The sequence below is a fragment of the Siminovitchia acidinfaciens genome (assembly GCF_003605385.1).
GTDB lineage: Bacteria > Bacillota > Bacilli > Bacillales > Bacillaceae_C > Siminovitchia > Siminovitchia acidinfaciens.
The window spans coordinates 290,015-308,812 of the sequence record NZ_QYTV02000001.1; the positions used below are offsets into that span (position 1 = coordinate 290,015).

General features: G+C 40.4%; 18 protein-coding genes and 1 tRNA gene. 14 read left to right on the forward strand and 5 right to left on the reverse strand.

Annotation, left to right across the window (positions count from 1 at the left end; genetic code table 11):
- The first annotated feature begins 9 nt into the window (after positions 1-9).
- Positions 10-627, forward strand: a complete 618-nt coding sequence (locus tag D4T97_RS01310; RefSeq protein ID WP_235872120.1) for a stage II sporulation protein M — start codon at positions 10-12, stop codon at positions 625-627.
- Positions 628-781: 154 nt separating this feature from the next.
- Positions 782-1,012, forward strand: coding sequence for a hypothetical protein (locus D4T97_RS01315; protein ID WP_126046900.1), 231 nt, complete (start codon positions 782-784; stop codon positions 1,010-1,012).
- A 275-nt stretch (positions 1,013-1,287) separates the two neighbouring features.
- Here the strand turns inward: D4T97_RS01315 and D4T97_RS01320 are convergent, their stop codons facing one another.
- Positions 1,288-2,643 (reverse strand): aldehyde dehydrogenase, encoded by a 1,356-nt coding sequence (locus D4T97_RS01320; protein ID WP_126046902.1) that lies wholly within the window; start codon positions 2,641-2,643, stop codon positions 1,288-1,290.
- 12 nt (positions 2,644-2,655) lie between these two features.
- A complete protein-coding gene (locus D4T97_RS01325) occupies positions 2,656-3,741 on the reverse strand; it encodes an SDR family oxidoreductase (RefSeq protein WP_126046904.1) in 1,086 nt (361 codons plus the stop codon).
- A 425-nt stretch (positions 3,742-4,166) separates the two neighbouring features.
- Here D4T97_RS01325 and D4T97_RS01330 point away from each other — a divergent pair, with 425 nt between their 5' ends.
- From D4T97_RS01330 to D4T97_RS01350, 5 genes are all read left to right on the forward strand, one after another.
- Positions 4,167-5,816, forward strand: a complete 1,650-nt coding sequence (locus tag D4T97_RS01330) for a mechanosensitive ion channel (protein WP_126046906.1) — start codon at positions 4,167-4,169, stop codon at positions 5,814-5,816.
- A gap of 544 nt (positions 5,817-6,360) precedes the next feature.
- Positions 6,361-6,921, forward strand: coding sequence for an N-acetyltransferase (locus tag D4T97_RS01335; RefSeq protein ID WP_126046908.1), 561 nt, complete (start codon positions 6,361-6,363; stop codon positions 6,919-6,921).
- A 259-nt stretch (positions 6,922-7,180) separates the two neighbouring features.
- Positions 7,181-7,486, forward strand: coding sequence for a hypothetical protein (locus D4T97_RS01340; protein ID WP_126046910.1), 306 nt, complete (start codon positions 7,181-7,183; stop codon positions 7,484-7,486).
- Positions 7,487-7,514: 28 nt separating this feature from the next.
- Positions 7,515-7,588, forward strand: a tRNA-Gln gene (locus D4T97_RS01345).
- Between the two features lie 289 nt (positions 7,589-7,877).
- Positions 7,878-8,594, forward strand: a complete 717-nt coding sequence (locus tag D4T97_RS01350; protein ID WP_126046912.1) for a 3-ketoacyl-ACP reductase — start codon at positions 7,878-7,880, stop codon at positions 8,592-8,594.
- A gap of 213 nt (positions 8,595-8,807) precedes the next feature.
- Here the strand turns inward: D4T97_RS01350 and D4T97_RS01355 are convergent, their stop codons facing one another.
- The 3 genes from D4T97_RS01355 to D4T97_RS01365 all read right to left on the reverse strand — a co-directional run bounded on the left by D4T97_RS01355 (position 8,808) and on the right by D4T97_RS01365 (position 12,161).
- On the reverse strand, positions 8,808-10,199 hold the full coding sequence (locus D4T97_RS01355; RefSeq protein WP_126046915.1) for an NAD(P)/FAD-dependent oxidoreductase: 1,392 nt from the start codon (positions 10,197-10,199) through the stop codon (positions 8,808-8,810).
- Positions 10,200-10,238: 39 nt separating this feature from the next.
- On the reverse strand, positions 10,239-11,063 hold the full coding sequence (locus D4T97_RS01360) for an ABC transporter substrate-binding protein (RefSeq protein WP_126046917.1): 825 nt from the start codon (positions 11,061-11,063) through the stop codon (positions 10,239-10,241).
- A gap of 153 nt (positions 11,064-11,216) precedes the next feature.
- Positions 11,217-12,161 carry a D-2-hydroxyacid dehydrogenase gene (locus D4T97_RS01365; protein ID WP_126046919.1) on the reverse strand — a complete coding sequence of 315 codons (945 nt, stop codon included), beginning with the start codon at positions 12,159-12,161 and terminating at the stop codon, positions 11,217-11,219.
- Between the two features lie 295 nt (positions 12,162-12,456).
- Between D4T97_RS01365 and D4T97_RS01370 the strand changes: the two genes are divergently transcribed.
- From D4T97_RS01370 to D4T97_RS01400, 7 genes are all read left to right on the forward strand, one after another.
- A complete protein-coding gene (locus D4T97_RS01370; protein WP_126046921.1) occupies positions 12,457-13,524 on the forward strand; it encodes an NAD/NADP-dependent octopine/nopaline dehydrogenase family protein in 1,068 nt (355 codons plus the stop codon).
- Positions 13,525-13,565: 41 nt separating this feature from the next.
- Positions 13,566-14,561, forward strand: coding sequence for an ornithine cyclodeaminase family protein (locus D4T97_RS01375; protein ID WP_126046923.1), 996 nt, complete (start codon positions 13,566-13,568; stop codon positions 14,559-14,561).
- A gap of 84 nt (positions 14,562-14,645) precedes the next feature.
- Entirely contained in the window at positions 14,646-15,332 is a 687-nt protein-coding gene (locus D4T97_RS01380) for a GntR family transcriptional regulator (protein WP_164525424.1), read from the forward strand.
- A 26-nt stretch (positions 15,333-15,358) separates the two neighbouring features.
- Complete coding sequence (locus D4T97_RS01385) at positions 15,359-16,192, forward strand: substrate-binding periplasmic protein (RefSeq protein ID WP_164525425.1); 834 nt, start codon at positions 15,359-15,361, stop codon at positions 16,190-16,192.
- Between the two features lie 267 nt (positions 16,193-16,459).
- Positions 16,460-17,116 carry an amino acid ABC transporter permease gene (locus D4T97_RS01390; protein ID WP_126046929.1) on the forward strand — a complete coding sequence of 219 codons (657 nt, stop codon included), beginning with the start codon at positions 16,460-16,462 and terminating at the stop codon, positions 17,114-17,116.
- Positions 17,094-17,843 (forward strand): amino acid ABC transporter ATP-binding protein, encoded by a 750-nt coding sequence (locus D4T97_RS01395; protein ID WP_126046930.1) that lies wholly within the window; start codon positions 17,094-17,096, stop codon positions 17,841-17,843. The genes D4T97_RS01390 and D4T97_RS01395 overlap by 23 nt, the downstream gene beginning before the upstream one ends.
- A 30-nt stretch (positions 17,844-17,873) precedes the next feature.
- A complete protein-coding gene (locus tag D4T97_RS01400; protein WP_126046932.1) occupies positions 17,874-18,614 on the forward strand; it encodes a class II aldolase/adducin family protein in 741 nt (246 codons plus the stop codon).
- Positions 18,615-18,798 lie beyond the last annotated feature (184 nt).

The following is an 18,798-nucleotide window of genomic DNA, read 5'->3' on the forward strand; positions in this document are numbered from 1 at the left end:
ATGGATGAGGTGGCGACAATTCTTAAGATAATAAATAAAACTATATTTAAAAGGGCTGTAACTTTTTTTGTTTGCGCAGCGATAATAACAGTACTGGCAACAGTGATAACTTACATTGTCAATCCTGATTTAAAAGGAGTGATGAAATCGTTAGGAGATAATTCATCGAATCAATTAAAAGAATCTACAGGGATTAAAAAAATATGGGCATACGTTGTTAATAATGGGTTTATGGTGCCTTTGCAAATGGTTGTCTTGACCTTAATTCCTATACAATTTCTTTATCTTATAAATGTAATCTCAACTGCTATTCTTCCGGGTATTCTTTTTGGTGTTGTTTTGCAAGTCGATTATAAAAAAGGTATTGAGATAATTGCGTCTTCTATTCCACATTATTTCGTTGAAATTTTTGCATTTTGTTTATTTGCAGCAGTTCTTTTTGAGTTAAATCGAGTGATTAGAGGTAAAATTAGAAGTGTATTTAAGAAAGATAAAGATGGGATTTCTCTTGTTAAGAAAACTTTAGGTACAATTAAGATTTACATGGTATTAATATTACCGATGATTATCGTGGCTGCATTCTTGGAGACTTACATAGCCGATATTATCTTTAGTTTATTTCATTAACAGTTTCGACAAACGGACCAGATTGCAGAAGATCTTACTTCGAAGGTAGTTGGAAATTTATTTATAAAAATAAAATAAAAATTGCTTCGGATTGCACTTTAACTATGTAGCTGGCCTAGCTAGGAAAGTAACTCATAAAAAATGGGGTGTAAAAATGGATTTGTTGCTTTGGATAACTGTTGGTTTCATCGTATTCGGATTTGTTGTTCTTGTTTCTATGAAAAAAAGTATGGAAAGGAAGGTCGCTTTAATAATAGAAAATAAGGAAAGTATGGAGAGTAAACAGATTTCACCTAAACCCGTTGTTTGGTGGATAGTGGGAGCTACAGTTTGGGGATTAGTAAGTATGTTTTTAATCGTACGGTCGTTTTCCGTTTATATGTAAAATGGTGTGTTAAAAAATGGATTTAGAATGAGATTATTCATTTTTATGAAAGACTGTAATTCAACAATCGGGCGCTTTAGTTGAATAAGCATATGGGATTTTGTAGTAGTAAAATTTCAGTGTAGTAGTAAATGAGGTCATTGTAGTACAAATAAGGACAGGTTGAGTCCGTATTATTGCTCACCTATCCTTCATTTTTTAACCCATTTAATGTGTAACATTAAATCAGGAAGTATTATTAACAAGTGTGACTTTTAATAATACCAATTGCTGGCCTATTTAAGAAACAACTTGATGCTCTTTAATGCATTTTTCACATTTGGATAGCGAAAAGGGATATCGAATAGAGTCGTCTGTTTCAGGACGCTTTTTTTATGGGAAAAAACGTCAAAGCTGCTCTTGCCGTGATAGGCGCCGATTCCACTTGTTCCGACCCCGCCGAACGGCAAATAGGGCGATGCGGCATGATAAACAGTGTCATTGACACACCCGCCTCCAAAAGAGACCGAGTTTAGTATTTTCTTCTGTATCCCTGTGCCTTCGGTAAAAAGATACAGAGCGAGCGGATTTGGATGCGTATGGATGCTTTCGATTACGTCATCGAGATTTTTGTATTCCATGATTGGAAGGATGGGTCCGAAAATTTCCTCTTCCATGATCGGGTCTTCCCATGTGATGCCTGTAAGAACAGTGGGTTCGATGGATAATTCTTCTCTGCTGGCATTTCCACCTGTAAAAATGTCCCCCTGATTCAGAAATGAAGTGAGCCGGTTGAAATGCCTTTCGCTGACGATTCGCGTCAAGGACCGCCCGCCGAAAATTTCTTGAATGGCTTCTTTTAAAAAGCTTAAAAATTGCTCCTTGATCCCCTTGTGGACATACAAATAATCAGGTGCGATGCACGTTTGTCCTGCGTTCGTAAATTTTCCCCAGGCAATCCGTTTGGCGGCCAGTTTCAAATTTGCGTCCTCATGAACGATACAGGGACTTTTTCCGCCCAGCTCTAATGTGACAGGTGTGAGGTGTTTAGCGGCAGCTTCCATCACCGTTTTTCCGACAGACACACTGCCAGTGAAGAAAATCTTGTCAAACTTTTCTTGGAGAAGGGATTGGCTTGTCTCCACTCCGCCTTGAACAACAGCAATGTATTTTTCCGGATAAATCTCCCGGATTATTTTTGAAAAAACCTCAGAAGTCCGCGGAGTCAGCTCCGATGGCTTGACGATCGCGCAGTTCCCGGCGGCGATTGCCCCAATCAAAGGGGCAGCTGCCAGTTGAAACGGATAATTCCATGGAGAAATAATCAATGCTGTCCCATAAGGTTCTGAGTAAATATAGCTGGCCGAACCGATATGGGTGAGCGGCGTCTTCACTTTGACAGGCTTTGCCCATGACCGCAGCTTGCTGATTGTGAACCGGAGTTCTTCCAATATGATCCCGACTTCAGTCGAGTACGCTTCAAATTCGGATTTATTCAGGTCATCATTAAGTGCCGTGATGAGTTCGGTTTCGTACAGCTTGACGGCGCTCCTCAATTTTTCAAGGGCATTCAGGCGGAAGGCGATATCCTTTGTTTGATTTGTCCGGAAAAAATCGCGCTGTTTTGTAACAAGAGATTCATAGGATTCCATAAGACAGTCTCCTTATCTGATCTTGATATGTTTACTCGAGTCATTTTTGTGTTGTTTGTAAAATTGTACCATAGGAGTGATGACTACTTTGAAATCAGGGCAGGTAATGCCTGAACCTTTCAAATCCTCCTGTGCTTGCGTGCTGTCATATTCCGCCATACAAGAAAAATAGTCCAAGGCCTCTTTTTCCACCCGGGTCCATTTTCTAAAGGCGCGGATGGATAGGAACCATCTTGCGACGGAAAGGGGTATCGTTCCAAGAGGCTTTCTTCCGAGAAGCTCTTCCATGAGCGTCCGATACACGTCTTTTACGCGATAAGGGTTGGGGTCTGTCAAATGGTAAGTTTTTCGAGCACCTTGATCGGCATGTGCCAAATAAACCGTTGCCTTCAATATATAATCTATGGGCACGAAATTTCCCGTGGCCTGGCCTTTCCCCAAGTAGGGAATAAACGGAAAAAATTTCAGCCGATCAAAAAAAATCAACATGAAATAGGGGCCGTCAAATTTGGTCGTCTTACCTGTAATTGAGTCGCCGACGACGATTCCCGGGCGGATAATGGTTACTGGCAACCCTTGATCGAGCAGCTTTTTCACAAGTACTTCGGCTTCATACTTCGTATGTTCATAATGATTTTTGAAGTTTTGATTCATTTCGAGCTCAGCTTCAAGAATTCGACCTTCCCTTTTTCCGGCGACATACGCCGTGCTGAAGTAGACATACCGCTCGAGTTTGGGCAGGGTCTGGACCCAGTCATTCATATTCCTGGTACCTTCCACATTGACCGTTTGGGCGATTTTTTCAGGAACAGCGAGGTCATAGACCGCCGCCAGATGAAAAACATGCGTCACTTCCTGTAACGGAGTGTCTATGTCCAGATTGGATTTCGTAATATCCCCAGTTACCAAAGTAAATAAATTTCCTTCAATATGTAATTCTTCCTTTAACTTTTCCAGTTCAAGCTTCGCTTTTTCCAAAAACTGCTGCTGTACAAGCAGATAGATTTGCTTTGCATGATATCCATTTTCTAACATATGTTTAATTAGAGTAGAGGCGATGAATCCAGGGTAGCCAGTAAAAAAGTAAGTCTTGGACATGAAAAATACCCCCTTGCTAGATTAAAATTTTTCGAGATGGAAATTTTTTAAAAAAAAGGATAAAAAAATTATTTACAACATCCTCTATTCGGGTATATACTAAAAACACTAAAAAAAAGGAGTGACAAATTTATGAACAAATCTACAAAGTCTGGAATTATCTTCGCGGTTGTGCATACTGTCTTTTTCTTAAATTTGGCTTTAGACCTATCATTCCTTTCTTAGTCTCACTTCTATTAAAGCGCTTTCAAAGAGTTTCTTCAATATATCACTTCTATACTTACCAAAACGGGCTCTCTGTTAAAGAGAGAGTCTTTTTTGTGCGGTTATCCTCAAATTTGAATTATTTACCAAGTTAATTGTTTAATTCTCCTCCTTATAAGGTATAGGACGTAAAAGATACTTTGTAAGGAGGAGATTTGCAGATGAGATATGACTTTACCGATTGGATATCCATTTATTTGGCTAAGCTGCCAAACCTCATATGGGCACTGATTGTCCTGTTGATTGGATGGATTGTTGCAAAAGCCATTGGAAAAGCGGTTGAAAAACTATTAAGGAAAACAAGCTGGGATGAAAAACTTTTCAGCAGAAGAAATGTCCCGGACGGTGATCCAGGCAAGAAAAGAATTAATACAAATGAAATGATAGGCAAAATCGTCTACTATGTTTTACTAGTATTTGTCTTTATGATTTTCTTCCATATGCTAAATCTTGGAGCTATCGCTTCACCGTTTATGGGCATGTTTGATACAATGCTCGGATTCATTCCGGCTATCCTGAAGGCGGGCTTGATTCTACTTCTGGCATTCGTGATTGCAAGTCTGCTTAGAATGCTTGTCGAAAAAATCGGTCACAATCCAAAAGTGACAGGCGCCATGAAGAAAATGAACGTGGCCGAATCTGACACCGAAGGGAAAAAATTCACACATACAGCGGGCAACATCGTCTTTTACTTAGTCATGCTTCTGTTCATTCCAGCTGTGTTATCGGCTTTGAACATTAGCGGTATTGCAGAACCGTTCCGGGGAATGCTCGACAGCATGCTCGCGTTCATCCCGAAACTTCTTGCTGCTGCACTTATTTTCTTTATCGGCTGGCTCGTGGCAAAAATTATCCGCGACCTTGTAACGGGACTGCTTCAATCAGTCGGAACAGAAAAATTGGCAAGTCGTTTGGGCTTGGACAAAATTTTGGGCGGAACTACGCTATCATCCGTAATCGGCACAATCATATTCGTACTCATCATGATTCCAATTGTTATCTCAGCACTTGACCAATTGCAGATCCGTGCCATCACAGCTCCGGCCATTGCCATGCTGAATGACATCATGACGATGATTCCGAATATTATTATTGCGGTTCTTCTGATCATGCTTGGCATCTGGATTGGAAAATGGGTACGTCAAATCGTGGCGAACCTTTTACAAAGAGTCGGGTTTGATTCGTTGACACGCAAAATGGAAATCGGCAACTGGAAGCCGGGTTCAGGAAAGATGCTCATGTCCGATCTTGTCGGATATATCGCACAGGTCCTTGTTGTCTTCCTATTAACCATTGAAGCTTTGAATCTAGTAAAGCTTGGATTCCTAGTTACGATGCTGACAGCCATCACGGCCTACTTGCCGATGGTATTGGCTGCAGTTCTTATCCTGGCACTTGGATTGATCGTTGCGAATATCGTTTCCAAAGTGCTGTCCAACATCTTGACTGGACCAAGCTTTAGAATATTGGCTGCAGTAGCCAAATATGCGATCATTGCGCTTTCCATTTTCATGGCTTTGGATCAGCTTGGAATTGCAGCGACGATCGTCAACTCCGCGTTCATCTTGATCCTTGGCGGACTGGCCTTAGCATTTGGTTTGGCATTCGGCTTGGGCGGAAAGCAATTCGCGAGCAACTACCTGGCAAAACTGGATAAAACGATTGAGCAGACAAATGTAAATAAGAGTACGTCTGGAAATACAGCGGGGAGCGGTGGAACCGCTGGTTCCTCGGGGATAGGCCCCTCACAGAATCTAAATAGAAAAAGAGGGAAGGGCGGGCCCGAAGACTTCCTGCCGCCGAAAAAATAAATAAATACGAGAAAATCCCCTTCTGGCGGAAGGGGATTTTCTCGTTATTGGACATGATTATGATAAGTTATCTCCGTATCCCCACAACCTTTAATACTTTTTAATTTGAGCTTTCTTCTTTGAGTTTGAATGTCAATGCTGCTTGTCTTTTCGAGATGGGCATCCTGTTACTTTTGAAACGCTTTTATTTGTTAAAATAAGCATTTTCTAATCGAAGAAGTTCTTTTTCAAATTCTAATTGTTCCTTGCAAGACATTGCTGTTTCTTGTATTACCGATTTTAGTTTTCTTTTTTAGAACATAGGAGGCCATCTTTCGGTTTTTATTTTTGCCCTCCTATTCCTTCATTAAGAATTGTTCTGTTCTATTCGCAATAGGAGAAGGATTATTCTTCTTAAATTCTATGGCAGTGTCTTGGTAAGAAGCCCCTTTTTTTCACAAAATTTCCTGTTTAACGCTTTTGCGGATGATTAAAAATGTACGCTTTGTGGAATCCTATCATCAATTCAAAAATGATATGGAATCAAATGAAAGGAAACGACTTAATGGATTGGTACGAGAAATTAAATGAATACTTTCCTGCTGAGGAAATGAAATCAAAAGAGCATATGGATAAATTATTAAGTGAAATGGGCGATACTTATCATAAAGATGAAGGTCCTCATCATGTGATGATGTACGCAGAGTTTGATAATTTTATTTTTATTGACTATATATGGGTTTCATTGAAATCGAGAGGTCAAGGGATAGGTCATTCATTAATCGAAGATATGAAAAAGAAAAACAAGCCGATTTTGTTAGAGGTAGAGCCGATTGATTACGATGATTCCGATACAGAAAAAAGATTACGTTTCTATAATCGAGAAGGTTTTATCCATGCTAAGTCCATTGGTTATAATCCCCGTTCACTTGTAACAAACAAGCCAGTGGATCTAGAAATACTTTACTGGTCACCGAATGAAAGTGAGACAGAAGAAGATATTTTTAAACAAGTTCAAACAATGTATAAAGATATCCATTCATATAAAACAAAAGAAATATATGGTAAACCTAGACAAAAAGTAGATGAAGTCGTCACATTTGATGAACAACAAAGTGAAAATTGATGAAAAAATGAAAGTTAAAAAGACCTCGTTCATAAATGTGTTTGTCATGTTATGTGTGTAGGCATACCTTTCCTTTAGTTCATTGTGAAGTAGTAAAAACTGAAATTTCTTGGTAACCATTTAATGATTCCTCCCTTCCTCTATCAGAGGGAAAAGTTATTTTTGTATAAATTACTTTCATTTTGCAAAGTTTAAGTTATGTAGTTGAGGTGCTTTTTTTAACTACTGAGCGAAATATTCATCAGGGAGGCAACTATTTATGACACAGCAACAACAAATGCAACAAGCTATTCAATCTGCACAGCAAGCACAACAAGCTGTTCAACAAGCTCAAGCTAGCGCTAATCCACAGCAACTCCAACAGGCACAGCAACAGCTGCAACAAGCACAGCAGCAAATTCAACAAGCTCAACAACAAGCTGGAGCACAAGCGAATGCACAACAACAGCAACAATTACAACAGGCACAGCAACAGCTACAACAGGCCCAACAACAAATTCAGCAAGCACAGGCTACAGCTCAAGTGCAACAAAGTTCCGCTCAACAACAAAATGGATATCAATAATACAAATCCCCTTTATAGGGGATTTTAATGGACTATAGCCAAGTGGTAAGGCAACAGACTTTGACTTCGTGATCGTTGGTTCGAATCCAGCTATTCCGGCCAAAATTTTACATATGTTTTATCAAATCTCTAACAAAATTTTTTTCTGTCAATTCGTGAAGGACCTCCATCTGATTGTGGAAAAAAAGCGGACCGGAAGACTTCCTGCCACCGAAGAAATAACTAACTCAAATCCCTTCTTCTTGCTAAGACAGGCAAGAAGGAGGGTTTTCTTGTTTAGGGAGTGGAATACTTGACCATAGACACTCGCAATAGTATTCTGGCGATGGCTGGTTGGAAAAAACAACTGGCGCAGCGACTTTTTTAAATGTTAAAAAAGGAGAATTTTATTATGCAGAATTTACAAGGTAAGAATGCTCTGATTACTGGAGCGGGAAGAGGAATCGGCCGGGCAACCGCTATTGCTTTTGCACGCGAAGGAATCAATGTGGGACTTGTTGGAAAAACATTCGATCACCTGGAGAAAGTGGCCAAAGAGCTTGAGGAATTCGATGTAAAAGTATCTGTGGCAACGGCGGATGTCTCCGATCAAGATTCGGTAACAGCAGCAGTTGAGCACGTTGTATCAGACCTCGGCTCCATAGATATTTTGATCAACAATGCGGGGATTGCCAAATTTGGAAAGTTCCTTGAGCTCTCTCCTGAAGAGTTCAAGCGGATCATTGATGTCAACGTCATGGGAATGTATTATGTGACAAGAGCCGTTCTGCCGGGCATGATGGAAAGAAAGTCTGGGGATATTATTAATATCTCTTCCACCGCCGGTCAAAGAGGCGGGGCGATCATGAGTGCATACAGCACTTCGAAATTCGCTGTCTTGGGATTGACGGAGTCCACCATGCAAGAAGCGAGAAAATATAATATCCGCGTATCCGCCTTGACGCCAAGCACAGTTGCGACTGATCTGGCATTCGCGGAAAACCTGACAGACGGCAACCCTGAAAAAGTGATGCAGCCGGAAGACCTGGCTGAGCTCATGGTTTACCAGCTTAAACTGCATCCGCGCGTCTTCCTTAAAGAAGCGGGACTGTGGTCAACGAACCCATAAAGACGAAGCCCTCCGGCATTGTGCGGGAGGGCATTGTCCTTATTCATAAAATTAATACACACGACTGCTTTGCCCTTGTGTGGGGCTCGCTTTTCATATTTTATTGGAAGTGTTAATTATTAAACAGAAGTTGCTTGAAACACCATTTTCTCTAAAAAATAATAACTTAATATGAAAACATCCAACTACTTTTTTGAATAAGGGGTAACTTAGTTAATTTTTGCTGATTCTTTCTATCAGCGTTTTGCCAGTAGGAGCCTTTCCTTCTAATTCGTTTTTGTCATCTAAGCGGGCTAGCCCCGATTGTACTATGCGAATTCCGGCCCATCTGAATGGTTCGGGTTCCCATTTCCGAGATTGGTGTTGAACCATTGGCAGCGATGTGAGTTCAGTATCTTTTTCAAATATTAGGTCGGTTAGTATTCTTCCGGCGAGATTTGTGGTCGACACTCCCTGCCCTGCAAATCCCCAAGCACTTGCGACTTTTGTCTGGCGGTTATATAGGATATTAGGTGTCCAATCTCTAGTGATACCGACCGGACCTCCCCAGTCGTGGGTGAATCGGATTCCTTTTAAAGATGGAAACCAATCTGTTAATCTACTTTTGAGAAACTCGTGCGTTTTCTGATGTTTATCAAGGGATTTGTCAATTTTTGACCCAAACCGATACGGCTGGCCTCTTCCTCCAAATAAAATCCTCCCATCAGCTGTACGCTGTAAATAGTCAACAGACAGGCGGGTAGACCCGACTGTTTCTCGATTATCCCACCCAATCTCGGCCCATTTTTTTTCACTGATTGGTTCAGTCAGAGTGATTAAGGAGTACATCGGGACCAATTGTCTGCGAAACTTGGATAATTGCGCCAAGTATGCTTCCCCTGCAATGACTACAGCCTGTTTAGCTGTTACGGTTCCATAGGGAGTAATGAGTTTTGCCGGTTTGTTTGAACTTCCCTCAATAATTTTTTCAACTTTTGTTTGTTCATAGATGGTTGCCCCTCGTCGTTCAAGAATTCGGGCCAGTTGCCTTACTAGTTTTCCAGGATGCATGACTGCTGAAGTTTTCGTTAACAAGCAGCCTGCAGAACCGTGAATAATTACTCGTTCGTCAGTTTGTGCCTTATCAAGCAGCTGAAAATGGTCTTCTAAGCCAAGCTTACTATATGTTTGCATTGATTTTTCCAACGCAGGGAGGCTTTGATCACCTAGTGCAATTTGCAAGGAACCAGCCAGTTTCCAATCCGTGTCTATCTGTTCTTTTTGAATGACATTTTCCACATCTATAACCGAGTTGAGCATCGAGAGTTGTAATTGGCGAGCAGTCTCTATGCCGTACCTATTGATGGATGTGGCAGGGGAAACGGAAAACTTAGGGGAACACCATCCACCATTTCTCCCGGACGCACCAAAGCCGGTGATTTCCTTTTCTAATATGGCAATTTTCAAGGAAGGGTCCTGAAGCAATAAATAATAGGCTGTCCAAAGACCTGTGTAGCCTGCGCCCATAATCGCAATGTCTACGGTTATAGAGTTTGACAGTTTCTCCCTGGGTTCTAGATCTTCATTGCAGGTTTCAAGCCAATAACTTACGCTCCGATCGATCATGTTTGCACCATCTCCACGGGTTTTTTTATTAAATTTACATTACTTCAATTCCCACTTTTTTATCAGTTTGTCCAACTCGCCACTCTGTTTCATTTCATCGATGGCACCATTTAACGCTTTTTGAAACTCCGGCGTATTTTTAGGGATACCCAAACCCAAGTCAACAATGTATCGCGGCTCATAATCAGGAACAGCCGAGATTTTATCTTTTGCATCAGGTAATTCCTTAAGCATCATTTGATAAACCGGATAGTCTGCCACATAGGCATCTATTCTCCCGTTAATCAGTTCTTTCGTCATGTCTTGAATCGTTTTGTATGGTTGGACATTGATTCCGGATTCTTTTATCAATTCATCATAATAAAGGGTTGCTTCTTGAACTCCGATTTTCTTCCCTTGTAGATCATCGATGGATTGGATAGAATCATTGCCATTTAAGACAACCAGTGCCTCGCCATAACTATAAACAGGTTGGGAGAAGTCAATTTCCTCTTTGCGTTTTTCGGTAATCCCCATACCTGCGGCAATCATGTCAATTTTCTCACCGTTGAGCGAAGGCATCAGTGAAACCCAATTCACCGAATTAATATTGACATCCAAGTCCAATTTTTCGCCGATAGATTTTGAGATGTCCACCATCAGTCCGTCAATTTCGTTGGTTTCTGTATTCAAAAAAGTAAAAGGAGGACCTGAAGGGGTGGAACCTACTTCAATGGTGCCTTTGTCTTGAAGATGATTGTAAAACTCGTCTGCTGCAGCAGAGTCATTTAATGTCTTGTCAGACTGATCCTTGGAAGAGCAAGCGCTCAATACCATGAAAAAAACTGCTAATGATAATAGAAAAAAGAGTTTAATTTTTTTCATTTACATCTCCTTTTCATCACAAATTTTTATGGATAAATATAACAAGTGGTATTACCAGTTAACCGATCCGACACCCCCTTTCAGGTACATTGTATTTTAATAATCAAACCCTAAATGGCCATAGAGGTATAAGTCGAAGAAATAGGGAAGAGTTCAGTATTTTAGCCCTTCCTTTATTTCGTTTTCCAAGTCTTTTCCTTCTTTAAACAATTGATAGTTCGCTGCAAATTTTTCCATGGCTCTACTGTTATATTGATCAGTCATTGAAGCAATATGGGGAGTAATGAACACGTTACTCAGGTTCCAGAAAGGATGATTTTCGGGCAATGGTTCCGTATCGAAGACATCCAAAGCCGCTCCTTTTATTTCCTTTTGCGATAAGGCATTAATGAAAGCTTCGTCATCTATTAACGGCCCCCGGCCCACATTGATAAGAAAGCTGGATTTTTTCATAATCTCAAGCTCTTCTTTACCTATACAATGGTGGGTTTCCTCTGTTGCCGGCATTATAAGGACGACAAAGTCGCTTTCTTTAAGGACAGAATGCTTTTCCTTCAGTGTATATACTTCGTCAAAATAACGCTTCGGGCTGCCGCTTGTATTAACTCCGATTGTTTTCATATTCAATGCTTTTAACAATTTTGCTATATCCTGGCCAATGGAACCGGTTCCAAAAATACTGACAGTTTTCCCGAAAGCTTCCCCGACCCTTTCTCTTCTGTCCCAGTAACACGTGTTTTTGCTACGGAGATAACGCTGTATGTCTCGAACACTATATAAAATCATGCTGAGAACATACTCGCTGATGGGAATGCCGTGAATATCCTTGGTATGGGTCAGTCTAATCTTCCGGCTGAGAATAGCAGGAATGTCCAAATGTTCGATACCTGTTTGCCCAATATGTATCCATTGAAGGGACGGCATTTTATTTAACGGATATTGATCGAAGTCGTAGCCGTAAGTGATGAATATATGAATTTCATCCAAGGAAATATTCGTTTCGATCATATCTGAAGCAAAAAGTATCTGGTCGCGACAAGCCTCCTTAAGAATTTTTTTTTCTTCAAAAGACAGTTGTGGAATGGTGCAAAGTATCATACTATTATTCTCCTTTCAAAATAACATAAAATACAAGCGATGTATTTAACAAAGTATTTTACACTACCATGAACACGGAATAAAGAAAAATTTAAAACTTTTAGTATTATTTGGAGACTATTGTATTTAAAGATCACCTATTCTATTAATTTGCAGATATGTGGAAAATTATTAAAAATTATCTCTTTACTTTATTTTTTTAATCAATTATACTCTTCACAAGGATTCATTTAATGTATCCAAGTAAAAAATGTTACGCATATACATTTTGTTTTTAGCAGGAGGGGGAAACTGGATGACAAAGAAGAGTATAGCCGTTTTGGGAGCCGGAAATGGCGGGGTGACAGCTGCAGCAGACCTAACATTAAAAGGTTTCGACGTCAGATTATTTGAACTTGAAAAGTTTTCTGGCAACTTGAAAAAAATCAGGAAAAACAACGGTATTAGATTTGTTGAAAATGGTGTTGAAAAGTTTGTAAGCCCTTTCTCCATCACCACTGATATAAAAGAGGCCCTTACCGGAGCAGACATTATTATGCTTGTTGTACCGGCTGTTGCCATCGAACATTTTGCCGGGGTCTGTGCACCGCATTTGGAAGAAGACCAGATTGTCTTTATCAACAGTGCTGCCTCCATGGGAAGTGTCAGATTTGTTAATGAGGTCAGGAAACAAGGAGTTGAAACAGAGTTTAAGATATGTGAAACAGCTTCTCTTACTTATGGGACGAGAGCAACAGGAGATTATGTAGAGTTGTACTTAAGAGTAAAAAACTTATTATTCTCGGCCTATCCAAGCAGTGATACACCGGAGCTACTCGAGGTTTGCAAAGAAATGTATCCTGAGCTCGTGCAGGCATCCAATGTTTGGGAAACCACATTGAATAATGGTAATCCTGAAACTCATCCGGGTCCTTCGTTATTGAATGCTGGCAGGATCGAGTATTCAAACGGAGAGTTCTACCTTTATACAGAGGGAATAACTGAAAGCGTTACCCAAGTCATTCGCAGCGTCTCGCTGGAACGAAAAGCGCTTTGTGAAGCCTTGGATATCCAATACTTGCCTCCTGAGACGAGACTGGTGGAACTTGGATATTGTGAACCTAAATCGTGTTTGGCAGAGCAATATAACGAGAGTAAGGTCTTTTCCTCCATTAAGGGGCCGTTAAGCCTATCCTCCCGCTATTTTACAGAAGATATCTCTATGGGACTTGTACTCTGGTCCAGCCTTGGAAAAGAACTGAATGTCCCTACCCCGGTGATTGATTCGATTGTTACCCTGAGCGGGGCGCTTCTGCAGACAGATTTCTGGAAAGATGGCCTAAATTATTCAAAGCTTGGCCTCTCTGTTAAGGAAGCAATCTAGCAACTGTAAATAACACTAAATAGAGAAGAGGTTCAAATGGTATGAAAAATGTGGATTTGCTCTATCTGACCCAAGAAATGATTCTTGAGTTGGGAATATCGATGAAAGAGATCATTCCAACAATCGAGCAGGTATTAAAGGAACACGAGGAAGGGAGTTTGGAAATTCCTCCAAAACCTGGCATCCATCCTCAAAAAAATACATTTATTCACGCGATGCCTGGTTTCATTCCGGGCATGCAGGTAAGCGGTATCAAGTGGGTGAGCGGTTTTCCGGATAATTATAAACATGATTTGCCGCAAATCATGGGGGTTCTGATTCTTAATGATGTCGAGACGGGTGCCCCGCTGGCCATTATGGATTGCAGATGGATCACGGCTGTCCGGACAAGTGTCATGAGTGCTGTCACTGCCAAGTACTGTGCAAGAGAGGATGCAAAAGTTGCTGGTATTATTGGTGCAGGCATTCAGGGCAAATTCCATGCGCTGGCTTTAAAAGAAGTTCTCCCTCAATTGAATACGATTAAAATATTCGATATTAAAGAAGAATCGATGGATGATTACGCCAAAGTAATATCCGAGAAAACGGGGCTACAGGTAATGAAAGCACCCACCGTAAAAGAGGCTGTAATCGACAGCGATGTTGTCATCACGGCAACTCAGCGTCTGAAAAAGCCAATTATTGAATTCGAGTGGCTGAAAAGAGGAATTTTCGGTGTAGGGCTCGAAGCAGGGAGAGCTTGGGGGGATGCGATTTTACGCATGGACAAGTTTGTAACGGACGATTGGGAGCAGACCAAAAAATTCGCTGAAGCGGGTGGTTTTCCAAAGGAAGTTGAAGATTTCTATATCGAGGTTGGCAAATTTGTAAATGGCAAGCGGAAAGGCAGAGAGAATGATCAAGAGAATATAATCGCCTGTAATGTTGGAATTTCGGCATTAGATCTTGCCATCGCCAACATGGTGTATGAGCGGGCTCTTGACAAAGAAAAAGGTATGAAGCTTCCATTGATGGAAACAGAAAATATTATCCTTTAAAAACCCTAGGCAAAAGTGGATTTGACAAAGTACAATAAAAAGTTTAACATGTATCCACTATTTGGATACAACGAGGTGTTTTTATTGGAAAACAAACCATTATCATTGGAAGAAGAAATTTACCAAAGCATCAAACACGCTATTTTCAGCAGAAAGATCGGTCCTAAAATGATGCTGAGTGAAGAGCAGTTGGCTGAAGCGTTTAATGTCAGTAGAACTCCAATCAGACATGTGCTCAAGCGCATGCACTATGAAAAAATTGTGGAGATAAAACCCAAAAAAGGCGTTTTTATCCACGAACCCTCTAAAGAGGAGATTGAAGAAGTTTTTCATGTAAAAATAATCTTGGAAAAAGAAGCAATTAAAATGGCTTGTCAGAATCTCTCTGAAAAAAAGCTGGATGAGTTGGAAGCCTTAACCTATAAAGAAGAAGAGTGTTATAAGGAAGGCGAGTATTATAAAGCATTGCTTGCTGCCAACAAGTTCCATGCTGAAATTGTTCAAGCTTGCGGGAATAACCTCTTGCTTCAATATTACAATGATTTAACAGACTTGACTAATCTTTACCTTGCTCTTTTTGATACTGTACCTGAATATCCACCTGCACCCTCGGAGCATAGACGGATCATTCAGGCTCTACGCAGTCGTGATGAGAGAGAAACAGAAAAAGAACTGATAAGCCACTGGACCCGAGTTAAAGAATTTATGGTGTATAACAGGGAGAAAGACTCAAGTGTAGATTTAAAAACGATTTTTAATCCGTTAAAATAATTAAAATGCGAAGGGGTTATCCAGTAATGAAAAATATGAAGTTATTGATAACGTTAATAATTGCTGTGGCCATGTTATTTGTAAGCGCTTGTAGCTCCAGTAATGCAGGTAATGAGGGTGAATCAAAGAGTGAAAGCTCAGCATCCGGAGGAAATGTTTATAGCAAAATACAGGATAAAGGGGTTATAGAGGTAGGCTCAACTCCATCAGGTCCTCCATTTACTTTTTTAAATACCAAAACAAATGAAATAGATGGGTTTATGGTAGACATTGTAAAGTCTGTTGGTGAGGAACTGGATCTTGATGTGAACATCAACTCTGTCCAATGGGCTTCATTGATTCCTTCAATGGATGCGGAGAAGCTGGACATGGTAGCTGCAGCGATGGCGATTACAGAAGAGAGGAAAAAAGTATTGGATTTCTCTGAGCCGGTTTATACCTACGGGGAAAGCATTATCACTTTGAAAGACAACGATGATATTAATTCATTCGAAGATTTAGAAGGATTTAAAGTAGGTGTTCAAGAAGCTTCCATTTATTATACAGGGGTTCAGGAGCACCCGGAATTGGAAACTCAGACATACAAAACACACCAAGACATGGCTAAAGAACTTCAAAACGGACGAATCGATGCCTTCTTTGCTGATTATCCAGTATTTAAAGAAATGGTAAAAGAACTGCCTGATTTAAAAGATAAAGTGAAAATTATCAAACCGGAAGATCCAAGGTGGGTAGCTGAAATTGCCCTTGCTCTTCCAAAAGGTGAAAAGGAATTCCAAGAAGATGTTAATAAAAAAGTGGCTGAAATGAAAGAGAGTGGAGAGCTGGAAGAACTAATCAAAAAGTGGGGATTGGATTGATATAATTGTTCAAATAGTAGTTTAAGAAAGTATTATGTTCCGGCATTGAACTTACTGAATCTTTGCCGGAACACCCATTCCTGGATCAATATACTCTCCCCCACCTATAAACAGAAACTGAAAGGGAATAATTGAACGGAGTAATTAAGGCAGAAATATGAATGATAGATTTTCTCCCGGACTTCCCACTAAATTTATTCCATCCCGATAGTTTAACAGAGTCCAAAACCTTTTACTGTTTAGTCAACGAAGGAAAGGAGCTAACGAATGTTTAGTGCAATCGAGTTTTTGCCACTTTTATTAAAAGGAACATTAATTACTCTTCAAATTACTTTCATATCCTTAGCTATATCGTTAGTGTTTGGAGTATTTGTTGCGCTTGCGCGAATTTCGAACATCTTTATTTTAAATAAAATAGCTTCTGTATATATCAGTATTATTCGCGGAACTCCCCTGCTGGTCCAATTAATGTACGTGTATTTCGTACTGCCGGAACTCGGCTTGAAATTAACGCCGTTTGCTTCAGCAATCATAGGGTTGGCCCTATATGAATCTGCCTATTTGGCAGAGATTTACCGGGGAGGGATCCAGTCGGTCGCTAAAGGCCAGCTGGAAGCTGCTTACGCCATCGGCATGAACTACAGTCAAGCAATGAAGAGAGTCATATTGCCGCAGGCGTTTAAAAATGTTCTACCCGCTGTAGGAAACTCGGCTATTTTATTATTGAAAAATTCCTCCCTGACATCATTCATAGCTGTAAATGAGTTGATGCATACAGGAGAACTATTGGCAACTTCCACATTTAGAAGCTTAGAGATCTTCACCTTAGTTGCAGCAATCTATTGGATACTGCATTATCCTATGACAATTCTTGTAAAGCAGATGGAGAGGAAGATGGATATTGATTCTAGTCAAAGATCTTAATAAGTCCTTCAATAGCAATCATGTGTTAAAGGGAATATCCTTGGAAGTGGAAACTGGTAAGGTCGTAGCTATCATAGGTCCAAGTGGAAGTGGAAAAAGCACACTAATCAGAACAATTAATCTGCTGGAGATTCCAGATGAGGGCAGTATCTTTATAGATGACAAACAAGTGCAGTTTGAGCGAAAGAAAAAAATAAGCAGAGCAGATAAGGAATTGTGTGGGATTAGGACGGAAGTGGGGATGGTATTCCAAGGGTTCAACTTATTCCCGCATAAAACTGTGATAGAGAATGTAATGGAAGGACCTATTGTTGTCCGTAAATATTCAAAAGAAAAGGCCATGCAAATTGGACGAGAAAACCTTAAAAAAGTGGGCTTAAGTGAAAAAGAAAATGCTTACCCAAATCAACTTTCAGGCGGACAGCAGCAAAGGGTAGCCATTGCAAGAGCCTTATCTATGGAACCAAAAGCAATCCTTTTTGATGAACCGACATCTGCTTTAGATCCTGAATTGGTGGGAGAAGTGCTTGCGGTTATGAAGCAATTGGCCAACGAAGGGATGACGATGGTCGTCGTAACACACGAAATGAACTTTGCGAAAAATGTTGCTGACGTCGTAGTGTTCATGGAAGATGGAAAAATCGTGGAGCAAGGACCACCGGAACAAATCTTTGATGCCCCTGAATCCGACCGGTTAAAACAATTCCTTGCAAGGTTAGAAATTTAAGTTAAGTTTAAAGACAGGAGGATTAAATAAGTGGCCGAAATAAATAGATCTATAGAGGAAGAAAGAATACATAGAAAAGAGCGTTTGGCAGCATCATTCAGGCTTTTCTCTAAATTTGGCTTTGATAATGGTGTCGCAGGGCACATAACGGTCAGGGACCCTGAATATCACGACCACTTTTGGGTCAATCCATACCGCATGCACTTTAGCCAAATCAGAGTATCCGATTTGGTCCTGGTTAACCATCAAGGAGAAGTAGTAGAGGGAAATCATGAAGTGAATAAAGCAGCCTTTGTTATCCATTCAGCTGTTCACAAAGGAAGACCTGATGCGGTTGCTGCAGCTCATGCTCATTCAACCTATGGACAAATCTGGTCTACCACAGGTAAACTCCTTGAGCCCTTAACTCAAGATTCATGCGCTTTTTATAAAGATCATAGTCTTTTTGATGATTATACAGGCGTGGTATATGAGAAAAGTGAAGGCGAAAGGATTGCAGATGCTTTAGGCAAAAACAAGGCTGCAATTTTGAGAAACCACGGTTTATTAACAGTTGGACAAAGCGTAGAAGAAGCTGCTTGGTGGTTTATATTAATGGAAAGATCCTGCAGAGAGCATGTATTCGCTCATGCCATTGGAAATCCTATCAAAATAGATGAAAAGTATGCAAAAATTACTGTAGAGCAGGAGGGAACTCCGGCAGCGGGCAAGAGTATGTTCCAACCGCTATGGGATCGTATAGTGGCGGAGCAGCCTGACTTCTTAGATTAATTGTTTTTGATACACACTGCACCCCTTGTTATAGAAGTTTTGGGGTGTTTTTATTATGGCTGATACAAAACTGATAGTTGTTCGGAAAGTTTCATTTTTTATAAAAATAATTCCCTAATTTGCTTTCTTGACATAGCTGTCCAACTTTTTCGTATGGTTTCTACCCTTGAAGCTACATATTCAT

What these genes read in the sequence shown, in the direction of transcription:
- D4T97_RS01315 (WP_126046900.1), top strand. Translation starts at nt 782, where the DNA reads ATGGATTTGTTGCTTTGGATAACTGTTGGTTTCATCGTATTCGGATTT.
- D4T97_RS01320 (WP_126046902.1), bottom strand. Translation starts at nt 2,643, where the DNA reads ATGGAATCCTATGAATCTCTTGTTACAAAACAGCGCGATTTTTTCCGG.
- D4T97_RS01325 (WP_126046904.1), bottom strand. Translation starts at nt 3,741, where the DNA reads ATGTCCAAGACTTACTTTTTTACTGGCTACCCTGGATTCATCGCCTCT.
- D4T97_RS01330 (WP_126046906.1), top strand. Translation starts at nt 4,167, where the DNA reads ATGAGATATGACTTTACCGATTGGATATCCATTTATTTGGCTAAGCTG.
- D4T97_RS01335 (WP_126046908.1), top strand. Translation starts at nt 6,361, where the DNA reads ATGGATTGGTACGAGAAATTAAATGAATACTTTCCTGCTGAGGAAATG.
- D4T97_RS01340 (WP_126046910.1), top strand. Translation starts at nt 7,181, where the DNA reads ATGACACAGCAACAACAAATGCAACAAGCTATTCAATCTGCACAGCAA.
- D4T97_RS01350 (WP_126046912.1), top strand. Translation starts at nt 7,878, where the DNA reads ATGCAGAATTTACAAGGTAAGAATGCTCTGATTACTGGAGCGGGAAGA.
- D4T97_RS01355 (WP_126046915.1), bottom strand. Translation starts at nt 10,199, where the DNA reads ATGATCGATCGGAGCGTAAGTTATTGGCTTGAAACCTGCAATGAAGAT.
- D4T97_RS01360 (WP_126046917.1), bottom strand. Translation starts at nt 11,063, where the DNA reads ATGAAAAAAATTAAACTCTTTTTTCTATTATCATTAGCAGTTTTTTTC.
- D4T97_RS01365 (WP_126046919.1), bottom strand. Translation starts at nt 12,161, where the DNA reads ATGATACTTTGCACCATTCCACAACTGTCTTTTGAAGAAAAAAAAATT.
- D4T97_RS01370 (WP_126046921.1), top strand. Translation starts at nt 12,457, where the DNA reads ATGACAAAGAAGAGTATAGCCGTTTTGGGAGCCGGAAATGGCGGGGTG.
- D4T97_RS01375 (WP_126046923.1), top strand. Translation starts at nt 13,566, where the DNA reads ATGAAAAATGTGGATTTGCTCTATCTGACCCAAGAAATGATTCTTGAG.
- D4T97_RS01385 (WP_164525425.1), top strand. Translation starts at nt 15,359, where the DNA reads ATGAAAAATATGAAGTTATTGATAACGTTAATAATTGCTGTGGCCATG.
- D4T97_RS01390 (WP_126046929.1), top strand. Translation starts at nt 16,460, where the DNA reads ATGTTTAGTGCAATCGAGTTTTTGCCACTTTTATTAAAAGGAACATTA.